The organism is Alcanivorax sediminis (assembly GCF_009601165.1).
GTDB classification, from domain to species: Bacteria; Pseudomonadota; Gammaproteobacteria; order Pseudomonadales; family Alcanivoracaceae; genus Alcanivorax; species Alcanivorax sediminis.
Genome location: NZ_WIRE01000001.1, coordinates 719,832 through 730,931 on the forward strand (window position 1 = coordinate 719,832; position 11,100 = coordinate 730,931).

Annotated in this window: 7 protein-coding genes; 6 read left to right on the forward strand and 1 reads right to left on the reverse strand. The window is 59.7% G+C overall.

What is annotated here, in order from left to right:
- Positions 1–37 precede the first annotated feature (37 nt).
- The 6 genes from GFN93_RS03105 to GFN93_RS03130 all read left to right on the forward strand — a co-directional run bounded on the left by GFN93_RS03105 (position 38) and on the right by GFN93_RS03130 (position 9,159).
- Entirely contained in the window at positions 38–3,307 is a 3,270-nt protein-coding gene (locus tag GFN93_RS03105; protein ID WP_328594183.1) for a carboxyl transferase domain-containing protein, read from the forward strand.
- A gap of 199 nt (positions 3,308–3,506) precedes the next feature.
- Positions 3,507–4,841 carry a Na+/H+ antiporter NhaC family protein gene (locus tag GFN93_RS03110; RefSeq protein ID WP_153498951.1) on the forward strand — a complete coding sequence of 445 codons (1,335 nt, stop codon included), beginning with the start codon at positions 3,507–3,509 and terminating at the stop codon, positions 4,839–4,841.
- Positions 4,842–4,943: 102 nt separating this feature from the next.
- The gene (locus tag GFN93_RS03115) at positions 4,944–5,822 is read left to right on the forward strand and encodes a DNA ligase (RefSeq protein WP_194285735.1); all 879 of its coding nucleotides are present in this window, start codon (positions 4,944–4,946) and stop codon (positions 5,820–5,822) included.
- A 99-nt stretch (positions 5,823–5,921) separates the two neighbouring features.
- On the forward strand, positions 5,922–7,310 hold the full coding sequence (locus GFN93_RS03120) for a phospholipase D family protein (protein ID WP_328594184.1): 1,389 nt from the start codon (positions 5,922–5,924) through the stop codon (positions 7,308–7,310).
- Positions 7,311–7,459: 149 nt separating this feature from the next.
- Positions 7,460–8,707 (forward strand): ABC transporter substrate-binding protein, encoded by a 1,248-nt coding sequence (locus tag GFN93_RS03125; RefSeq protein WP_153498953.1) that lies wholly within the window; start codon positions 7,460–7,462, stop codon positions 8,705–8,707.
- A gap of 8 nt (positions 8,708–8,715) precedes the next feature.
- Positions 8,716–9,159 (forward strand): acyl-CoA thioesterase, encoded by a 444-nt coding sequence (locus GFN93_RS03130; RefSeq protein WP_328594186.1) that lies wholly within the window; start codon positions 8,716–8,718, stop codon positions 9,157–9,159.
- A gap of 24 nt (positions 9,160–9,183) precedes the next feature.
- Here GFN93_RS03130 and GFN93_RS03135 read toward each other — a convergent pair whose 3' ends face one another.
- On the reverse strand, positions 9,184–10,935 hold the full coding sequence (locus GFN93_RS03135; protein ID WP_194285736.1) for an FG-GAP repeat protein: 1,752 nt from the start codon (positions 10,933–10,935) through the stop codon (positions 9,184–9,186).
- Positions 10,936–11,100: the final 165 nt, after the last annotated feature.

Here is an 11,100-nt window from a genome sequence, read left to right on the forward strand (position 1 = left end):
TACACTGTGGCTTCGTTTTCACCGCCTGGAGTCCGCCGTGTCCATCCCCTTTACTGCCATCCTGATCGCCAACCGTGGCGAGATTGCCATCCGTATTGCCAATGCCTGTGCGGACCTGGGGATTCGTTCTGTGGGGGTGTTTGCGGAAGACGACCAGGCATCCTTGCATACCCGCCGGGTGGATCAGGCGGTGGCGTTGCCGGGCTGGGGCGTACCGGCCTATCTGGATGGAGGCGAGCTGATTGCGATTGCAAAGGCACAGGGCTGTGAGGCGATTCATCCGGGCTACGGTTTTCTGGCAGAGAAGGCCGGCTTTGCCGAGGCGTGTGTGGCGGCGGGCCTCACCCTGATCGGACCGGGGGCGGACACCCTGCGACTGTTTGGCGACAAGGCATCGGCCCGGGCGCTGGCGGCCCGATGTGATGTACCGCTTGTGCAAGGCACTGATCAGGCGGTAACGCTGGAACAGGCTCAGACCTTCATGGCCTCGCTGCAGGGCCGTGGCGTGATGATCAAGGCGCTGAGTGGCGGCGGCGGGCGAGGTATGCGAGCGGTCACTGACCCGACAGAACTGGAGGCCGCCTACGCACGTTGCCAGTCCGAAGCGAACGCGGCCTTTGGGGATGATGCCGTGTACGTGGAGCAGCTGGTGACGGCGGCCCGGCACATTGAAGTACAGGTGCTGGGCGACGGCAGCGGGGCGGTGAGCCATTTGTGGGAGCGCGATTGCACCTTGCAGCGTCGGCACCAGAAGCTGGTGGAGTTTGCCCCGGCGCCGGGGCTGGATCCGGCCCTGCGTGATCGGATTATCGACAGCGCGCTAACGCTGGCACGGGCAGTGAACTATCTCGGTATCGGCACCTTCGAGTTTCTGGTGGAGCCGGAACAGGACCGTTATTACTTCATGGAAGCCAACCCGCGGGTGCAGGTGGAGCACACCGTGACCGAGCAGGTCACCGGGGTGGATCTGGTGCAGAGCCAGATTCGTCTGGCGGCCGGGGCCAGCCTTGCTGATTTGCAGCTGGATACGCCCCCGGTGTGTGAGGGTATGGCGGTACAGCTGCGCATCAATCTGGAAACCCTCAAGGCAGACGGCAGCACGACGCCTGCGGCGGGCACGCTGAGTGCCTATGAGCCTGCCAGCGGGCCCGGTATTCGTGTGGACGGTTATGGTTATGCCGGTTACCCGGTGAGCCCGGCCTACGATTCGTTGCTGGCGAAATTGATTGTCACTGGCACGGACTACGCTGCCGTGCTGCAGCGTGCCCATCGTGCGCTCAAACAGACACGTATTGCCGGTGTGCAGAGCAACCTGCCGTTGCTGCAGGCGCTGTTGGCCAGCGCTGATGTGCAAGGCAATGCGGTGACCACCCGTTACGTGGAAACCCATCTGGATCAGTTGCTGGCGCGCCTGCCAGAGGAGGAGGGCGTGGCGCTTCCCGTGGTCGCCTCTGCGCAAGCGGAGAGGTTGGCCACACCGCCCGGTTGCGATGCGCTGCTCAGTCCCACCACGGGAGTGCTGGTGTCGTTGTTGGTGAACGAAGGCACCACGGTGCAGATGGGCCAGGTGGTGGCGGTGCTGGAAGCCATGAAGATGGAATTCGAAGTGCGCGCTACGGTGGCAGGCCGTGTGCAGGGGCTGGCGGCGCAAGAGGGCGATGCGCTCAATGAGGGTTCGCCCTTGTTGTTTCTGGAGCCCGGCGAGGTGGAAGGGGCTGCCATCGCCACGGAAGAGAGTGTGGATCTGGATCATATCCGCAAGGACCTGGGCGAGGTGCTGGATCGTCATCATGCCATCAGTGACGCAGGCCGCCCGAAGGCGGTGGAGAAACGTCACAGCAAGGGCAAGCGCACCGCCCGGGAAAACCTGGATGACCTGCTGGATAGCGGCAGCTTCCAGGAATACGGCGCCATGGCGCTGGCGGCCCAGCGCCGTCGCCGCAGTGCTGCCGAGCTGCAGGAAATGAGTCCGGCAGATGGCCTGATTGGTGGTACCGGCACGGTGAACGCAGCCCAGTTCGGCGAATCCGCCGCGCGGGTGATGGCCATGAGCTATGACTACACGGTGTTCGCCGGTACCCAGGGGATGATGAACCACAAGAAGACGGACCGGCTGCTGCAGCTGGCCGGGCAATGGAAGATGCCGCTGGTATTGTTTGCCGAAGGCGGCGGCGGTCGTCCGGGGGATACCGACTTTGTCGGGGTGGGCGGCCTGGACTGTCCGACCTTTGCGGCCATGGCCAGGCTATCCGGTGAGGTACCACTGGTGGGTATCGGTTCCGGTCGCTGCTTTGCCGGTAACGCGGCCCTGCTGGGCTGCTGCGATGTAATCATCGCCACCCAGGACGCCACCATCGGCATGGCCGGGCCGGCCATGATCGAAGGCGGTGGCCTGGGCCGTTATACACCCGAACAGGTGGGTCCTGTCGACGTACATACTGCCACGGGCGTGGTGGATATCGCGGTGGCGGATGAAGCCGACGCGGTGGCCGTGGCCAAACAGTATCTCTCCTATTTCCAGGGCACCGTGAGCGACTGGCAGGCAGCAGACCAGCGCGAGCTGCGCCACCGCATCCCGGAAAAACGCACCCGCGTTTATGACATTCGCCAGGTCATCGAAACGTTGGCGGACAGCGGGTCGGTACTGGAACTGCGCCGCGGCTTTTCGCAGGGCATGATCACCGCGCTAATCCGTATCGAAGGCAAACCGTTCGGACTGATCGCCAACGACCCTACGTATCTCGGGGGTGCCATTGATGCCGTCGGTGGCGACAAGGCGGCGCGTTTCATGCAGCTGTGCGAAGCCTTTGGACTACCCATGGTGTCTCTGTGCGATACCCCCGGATTCATGGTCGGCCCGGAAGCGGAAGAGCAGGGCACCGTTCGCCATGTGTCGCGCATGTTTGTCACCGCCGCCAGCCTGACTATTCCGTTCCTCACTATCGTGCTGCGCAAGGGCTATGGTCTCGGAGCGCAGGCCATGGCGGCGGGCAGTTTCCATTCGCCCTTGTTTATTGCCGCCTGGCCCAGCGGTGAGTTTGGCGCCATGGGCCTGGAAGGCGCGGTGCGGCTTGGCTTCGCCAAGGAGCTGGCGGCCCAGCCGACGCCGGAGCGTCAGCAGCGTCTGTTCGACAAGCTGGTGTCCAAGGCGTACCAGCAGGGCAAGGCCCTGAACATGGCCAGCTTCCTGGAGATCGATGCGGTAATCGATCCCATGGAAAGTCGCCAGTGGATTCTGCGCGGGTTGAATGCGTCGGGGTTCAGGATCGGGACCCACGGTGGAAGACCGTTTGTGGATACGTTCTAGAATCAGAAGCGAGTGACGAGTTTCGAGTAACGAAAACCCGGCCGGAGTGGTTTGAAGGTTTTGCTTTTCGCAACTCGCAACTCGCAACTCGCGACTTTTTTCGCCAGCAGGCTGGCTCCTACAGAGTATGGCGCTGTTGCTACCTTCATGGGGCTGAAATCCCTACACTGGGCTGATTACTGATAGATCAGGATCCAGCATGACCCCATCTGCTCCGACACCCCGTGCCTGGCCACTGCTTCCCCTGCTGTTCTTTCTGGTGGCCTTTCTTGGCAGCGGCATGTACTACACGGCTGCAGGAACCGAATTCGCCTTCTACCAGATCAAGGCGCCGGTGGTGGCCATGGCGGCGATTGTGCTGGCCATGGTGCTGGCGCGCATTGCCGGGCAGCATCTCAATACCAGTGTGGAACGGCTGCTGACCGGGATCGGACATTCCAACATTATCCTCATGTGCCTGGTGTTCCTGCTGGCGGGGGCCTTTGCCAGTGTCAGTGATAGTATTGGCAGTGTGGAGGCCACAGTGCAGCTGGGGCTGCGCATCATTCCGGCCGAGTGGGTGCTACCGGCGCTGTTTCTGATCTCTGCCTTTATTGCTACCGCCATGGGAACCTCCATGGGCACCATCGCGGCGACGGCTCCCATTGCGGTGGGCTTTGCTTCTGCCACCGGCCTGTCCATGGCCATGGCGCTGGGTGCGGTGGTGGGTGGCGCCATGTTCGGTGACAACCTGTCGATGATTTCCGATACCACCATCGCGGCTACCCGCAGTCAGGGCGTGTCACTGAAAGACAAGTTCCGGGTGAACATCTGGATCGCGCTGCCGGCGGCATTGCTGACGATGGTGGTACTGGTGATGGCCGGTGGCAGTGAACATGCGGTGGAGCACAAACCGTTCGAGTTTGTCCGTGTGTTGCCTTACCTGCTGGTGTTTGCCCTCGCGTTGAGTGGCCTGAATGTGCTGGCGGTGTTGATCATCGGCATTGTGGTGGCTGGCGTCACCGGCATGGTGATACAGCCCGAGTATGGCCTGGCTGAAATGAACGGGGCGATCTACAAGGGCTTCGAAGGCATGTTTGAAATCATGCTGCTGTCCATGTTGATCGGTGGCCTGTCCCAGTTGATGACCGACCAGGGCGGTACGCGCTGGGTGATCGAACGCATTCATGGGCTGACGCGGCTGTTGAAGCTGCCGCTGCAGCGAGCCGGCGAAGTGGGCATCGCCATGTTGGTGGTGTTCGCGAACATTTTTGTCGCCAACAACACCGTGGCTATCGTGCTGACGGGGGAGATGGCGCGGGATATTGCCGAAGATCACGGCGTGGATCTGCGTCGTTCCGCCAGCGTATTGGATATCTTCTCCTGCGTGGTGCAGGGGCTGATTCCCTACGGTGCCCAGGTATTGCTGGCGTGCTCCATCGCCGGGATTTCACCGTTGCTGCTGATCGGCAGTATCCATTACTGCTGGTTGTTGGCCGTGGCTGGCATTGTGGCCATTCTCTTCAATCGTCCCCGGCTGAAAACGTCGAGCTGACGCCTCCTTTTTCCTACAGCCGCCAACTGTCCCGGCCTACAGGCGGGTCGCCCCGGTTCTGTCAGAGTTTGCCTTTTGCTGACTGTGCTGGGGAGGCGCGCCATGGGCAGACGTACACATTTCAGTTACCCCCTGTTGTTGCTGCTGGTGATGGTATCGCTGGCGGCCACCAGCATTGCTGGCCCCGCCGATCTGCAGCTGGCAACAACCTACCAGAAAGGGATTGCGCTGCAGGGTTACTGGGTCAGTGAAAAGCTGGACGGCGTGCGGGCACGCTGGGATGGCCACGCGCTTTATAGCCGGGGCGGTTACCGCATTACTGCGCCGGCGTGGTTCACACGGGACTTCCCGTCCCAGCCGCTGGACGGTGAATTGTGGATAGCACGCGGCCGGTTTTCCGAGGTGTCTGCAGCCGTGCGACGGGTTGAGCCGGATAGTGAAGAGTGGCGGCAGATTCGCTTCATGATTTTTGATCTCCCCGCCAGTCCGGCACCTTTCAGTGACCGGATTGAGAAAATGCAGGCACTGGTTGCCGCCTCATCGTCTTACACGCTGGCCCTGATCGATCAACAACCGGCCACAACCCACGACAACCTGATGCGCCAGCTGGACAAGGTGGTTGCTGGTGGTGGCGAGGGGCTCATGCTGCATCATGGCAACAGCCTGTACCACGACGGTCGCAGTCAGGCACTGCTCAAGGTGAAAATCTGGCAGGATGCGGAAGCCCGCGTGGTGGGGCATCGGCAGGGCAAAGGTAAATATCAGGGCATGCTGGGGGCGTTGGAGGTGGAAACGCCTGATGGCCGTCATTTCCGGCTGGGCAGCGGGTTTACGGATGAAGAACGCGCCCACCCACCTGCCATTGGTAGTCGTGTTACATACAAATACGCAGGCTTGACCGCCACGGGTCTGCCCCGGTTTGCCAGCTTTCTGCGGGTGAGAGCGGACTTCCCTGCCAGCCAGGGGGCGTCTGCAAAATGACGTGATGACGGCTTGAGCCTGACCCGGCTTTACTGCATGGTGAGACGTTGATGTTTGCCAAGGTGACTGGTCGATCATGCATCGAATCCCGGAGGGGTTGTGGAACCCCTGACAACACCGCTTTCTTCACTGTCCCTGGTGGCTGACAGCGATCAGGCGTTTACCCTTCGGGTCACCCTGGCGCGTCTCGCCACCCGCACTCTGGATGTGCAGTATTACATCTGGGATGACGATACCACCGGCAAGCTGCTGATCTATCGTGTGCTGGAAGCTGCCCGCCGGGGCGTAAAAGTGCGCATGTTGCTCGATCATGCCAACCAGCTGGGGCGCGATGTGAAGTGGGCGGCACTGGATGCCCACCCTAATATCGAAGTGCGGTTGTTCAATCCCTTTCATGGCCGCTTCAAGCATTTTCATCAGTGGCTTTACCACGCCCCGCTGCTCAACCACCGTATGCACAACAAGGCGTGGATTGCCGATGGCGAGCGTTGCCTGGTGGGTGGACGGAATATTTCTGATCATTACTTCGGGGTCAATCCCGCCAGTAACTTCCGGGATCTGGACTGGTTCGCCAGCGGCCCTATCGTGGCCGATACCCGGGATGCGTTTGACGCCTACTGGCATAGTGATCTGGCCATGCCGCTGAAAACCCTGCGCCGCTATCGCCCTGAACGTGCAGAACAGATCTGGATGTGGTTGTCACATTGGCGTAGCACACTGAAAAAGTATCCGTATATTTTTCCTCAGCATGAAGGTTTCTTTCGCGATTATCTGGCCAAGCAGGAACTGCTTTGTGAACATGCGCCCGCAGTACTGCTGTTCGACAGTCCGGAAAAAGCCTCCGGGGCAAAACTCTCCATGATGGGCGATCAGCTGGCTCGCCTGCTGGACCGTGATGACCATCGCGAGTTTTTACTGGAAGCCAGCTATTTTATTCCCGGTGAAGACTTTGTGGCGGCGCTGTCACGTTTGAAACAGCGGGGCGGTCGGGCGGCGGTGTTGACCAACAGCCTTGCGACCAACGACATCATTGCTGCCCATGCAGGTTACGCTCCTTACCGCGAATCGCTAATCCGGGGAGGGGTAGAGTTGCATGAGTTACAGCCTCATGCCCGGGCCATGAAGCGACAGATTCGTTTGCTCCGTGGCCGCTCCATGGCCAGCCTGCATACCAAGGCCATGGTGCTGGACCGTCGGGAAATTTTTATCGGTTCGTTCAACATGGATCCGCGCTCCCTGCACCTGAATACCGAAATGGGTTATTACGTGGTATCGGAAACGCTGGGTAAGCAGGTGGCAGAATTTATCGAAGAAGGGTTGTCGCCGGTGAACAGTTACCGGTTGGAACTTGAAGAGAGAAAAATCCGCTGGGGTGGCGTGGATGAGCAGGGCATTCCCGTGCTGTTGAAACATGAGCCCGGTGCAACCCGATTACGACGCGCCTTCGCTGCCTTTTTATCTATCCTGCCGATTTCTCGTTTTTTTTGAGCGCTTGCGTTTAGCCGGATATCTCGGCGCCTTTTTCGGGGTGGCTAGACCAAAGGCTAATAAACGCCAAACCCCGCCTGTGTTTATTTATTGATCGGCCACGCATCGATGCTGTGGCCGTGACAATAACAAACAGGGGGAGTGCTGGCATGTTCAAGCTCAGGTTGTGCCTGTCATGTGTGTTTTGTCTGGTGTCACTGGCTCATGCCGCGACGCCGATAAAGATCGGTCTGAATTATCCGTTCACCGGAGAATACAAAGAAGAAGGCCTGATGCAGAAGCGAGGCGCGTTGATGGCTGTGGCAGAGATCAACGCGGCTGGCGGGGTGCGCGGCAGGCCTCTCGAGTTGCTGGAAAGAGACACTCACTCCGATGCCGATCAGGCGCGAATGAATGTGGATGCGCTGGCCGCAGAAGGGGCTGCCATGTTGTTCGGTGGCGCGTCCAGCAGCGTGGCCATTGCCGCCAGTGAGCAGGCCCGGCGCCACGGGCTGTTGTATTTCGGTACCCTGACCTACTCCAATGACACCACCGGAAAGGATGGCCACAGCCATATGTTCCGGGAATGTTACAGCGCCTGGATGGCGGCTCGGGTGCTCGGGGAATACCTGAAAAAGGAGATGCCAGGTAAACGCTATTTCTATATCACCGCCGATTACACCTGGGGCCAGACCACCGAGGCCTCCATGCGGGAATTTACCGGTACCACCGATGTGCAGGAGCATGGAGCGGTCAAGGTACCGTTCCCCGGTGCCCGCTATCGGGAGATCGGTGCCGCTGTTGACGCCGCCGCTAAGAGTGGTGCCGAAGTGATTGTGATGGTGCTGTTCGGCGAGCAGATGGTGCAGGGCATGACGTTGGCGGAAAAGCAGGGGCTGACGCAACGCGCCCAGATCATTGTGCCGAACCTGACACTCAGTATGGTTGAGCAGGCCGGGCCTTTCATCATGGCCGGGGTGATTGGTGCGGTGCCCTGGGCCTGGAATATTCCCTATGAGCGGGAGTACGTTCGCGGCAAGCAATTTGTTGAGGCGTTTTCCCGCGAGTTTCGTACCCGACCTTCGTCTTCGGCAGCGTCCGCCTACAGCATTGTTTATCAGTGGAAGGAGGCGGTGGAGAGGGCGGGCAGTCTGAGCAGCGATGCGGTGCGAAAGCGTCTGCAAGGGCATCGTTACCAGCTATTGAAGGATGAACAATATTGGCGTGAATTCGATCAGCAGAATGTGCAGACTGTCTATGCGGTGAAAGTGAAGGATCGCAGCCTGGTGATGAAAGATGCTTACCGGCAAAACTTCTTCGAGATACTGCATAGCTTGCCGGGAGACAAAGCGGCGCCGTCCCTGGCGCAATGGCAAGAACAAAGGCAGCGACACCAGCGTCCGCTGCAACTGGAATAGGAGTGATCGTGTCTGCCCATTTTTGTTTTCGCTTTCGGGTTCGCTATAACGAATGTGATGCCCAGCAGGTGGTGTTCAATGCCCGCTATGGGGATTACGTGGATATCGCCATGACAGAATTCATGCGTGCCATTGGTTGCGATTACAAGGACCTGCTGGCGCGTGGGCTGGATAACCAGGTGGTCAAGTTGACCACCGAGTGGCAGTCTTCGGCACGCTTTGATGATGTGCTGGAGGTATTCGTATCGCTAACGCACTTGGGCAATACATCATTCACGCTGCAAGCGGATATCCTTCATGCCGACGAGGGCCGCGCGATAGCGCGTTCGCAAGCGGTGTACGTAATGATGACCACGGAACCTTTTGCGAAAACCCCGGTGCCCGACGACCTGCGTGAAAAATTGCAGGCCGGGGCGCCGGGGGTGGTGATGGATCAAAGTGGTCGCGTCTAGTAACCACCTTTCAAGTGCGGAAACTCAATACAGATACAGAGCACCAGAGTCGGCTCTGCCGTTGCTGTTCTGATCGCCGGCCATGCCGGGTCCACTGCCGTCTTCATAGCGCGCCCCGACGACCAACTGACTGCCATCGGCGGACAGTGCAACACTGGCACCAAACTGGTCGCCTGCCGCGCTGTTGGGCGCTTTCAGGTAAGCGCTTTGCTGCCACTGCCCATCTTCTCGTTTGAACAGGTAGGCGGCGCCGACCAGGTTGCCGTCATTATTGTTCTGGTTGGCAGTGAAACCGCTGCCGATAGCGCCTTCACGGGGGGCGCCCACCACAAGCAGGTTGCCGTCGGCGGTGAGTGAAATGCCGTGGCCAAAGTAATCGCCACCATCCATGTTGGAGGGTTTGATGTAGGCCTGGCGAGTCCAGCTACTGTCGTACTGATAGATATGCACCGCGCCGGTGAAGGACTCGGTGACAGCGCAACTGTCGGCGGCAGGGTTGTTAATGTGACTGACCACACAACGATCTGCCTGATCAGCAATCGCGAGGGTATTGCCGTCTAATGAAAAGTCGAGGGCAGTGCCAAATTCGCCAGTGCTGCCTACGCTGGGCGGGTTGAGTTGCTGCTGCTGCACCCAGTTACCGGTTTGCAGCGCAAACACATAGACAGAAGCATTCGCGCCGGAGTACTCGGCAGCGGCCAGCCGGGTGCCGTCGGTATTCAGGGCCACGGAGTAACCCAGCCGACGGTTGGAGGTGAAGCCTTCGATCACATCGGTCTGGCTCCAGTCACTGTCGGCGCGTTCGAACAGGTACACCGCGCCAATACGATTGATTCCATAGCCCATGGAGCCCACGGCTAGCACATTGCCATTGCCGTTCAGGGTGATGGACTTGCCAAAGAAGCCGGCTTCCTTGGGGACATCCGCCTTGAAGTAGGCTTGCTCGGACCAGTTGCCACCGCCATCACGGATGTACACGTAGGCGGCGCCACTGCTGGCCAGGCAGTTAACGTCGTTTTCAGTATCCGCGTCGTCACAGTTACTGTAGATCTGGTTGCCATTGATGCCACTGGCAGCACTGTCTTCAGTGTAGTTGCTGACGGCCAGCGTATTGCCGTCGTCAGAGATATCCAGTGCCATGCCGTAGGGGCTGCCGAGCTCGGTGACCGCCGGGGTGAGATTGGCTTGTTGTTGCCAGATACCGTTGCCGTCTTTGGCGAACACCAGCACACGCTGACCACCGTTGGTGGCGATGGTGGAGCCGTCCGCGGACATGACCATCCGGTAACCCATACCGGCGCCGCTTTGGGGGCTGGCGGCTTTCAGGTAGCCAATGGCGCCTTGCAGGTACTCGGCCACTGCACGGGAAGGGGTGTCGGTGCACAGCGCTTCGCTGTCGCAGACCTGCAGGATGTAGCTCGCATTGATGAGCGTATGCAGGGACAGGTTTTCGAAGGTATGGGAGAGCCGGCCGGTTTCCGGATCCGGTTCCAGGCTGTCGAGCAAATCGGTGGCAGGCTCATAGCCGGATTGGCCATCGATGTTGAGCAGCAAACGATAGCTCAACGCCCCCTCAACCGGTTCCCAGCTGAGTTGCAGGGATTTGCTGGCAGGTGACTCGATTGTCAGCGGGCTTTGTGGTGAGGGCGGCTTGTTCCCTGAGCTGTCATCATTGCCACCGTTACCACTGCTACCACCACCGCCACCGCAGGCGGTCAGCAGCATGGCAGAGAGGAGTAGAGAGATACGGAAAGTGGTGCCAGGTGTCAGAAACATGCAGGTTCCCCGAGTCTGGCAGGGGGCGGTGCGTTCACTGCGCATGATCGGCGTCCCTGCCTGATTATTGTTTAACGTTCCCGGGGAAAACCTATCCAAAAGAACTAAAAAAAGCTGCATATAAATGGCGCGGACTGGGGAATTTGTGAACCAGTACGCACGTCC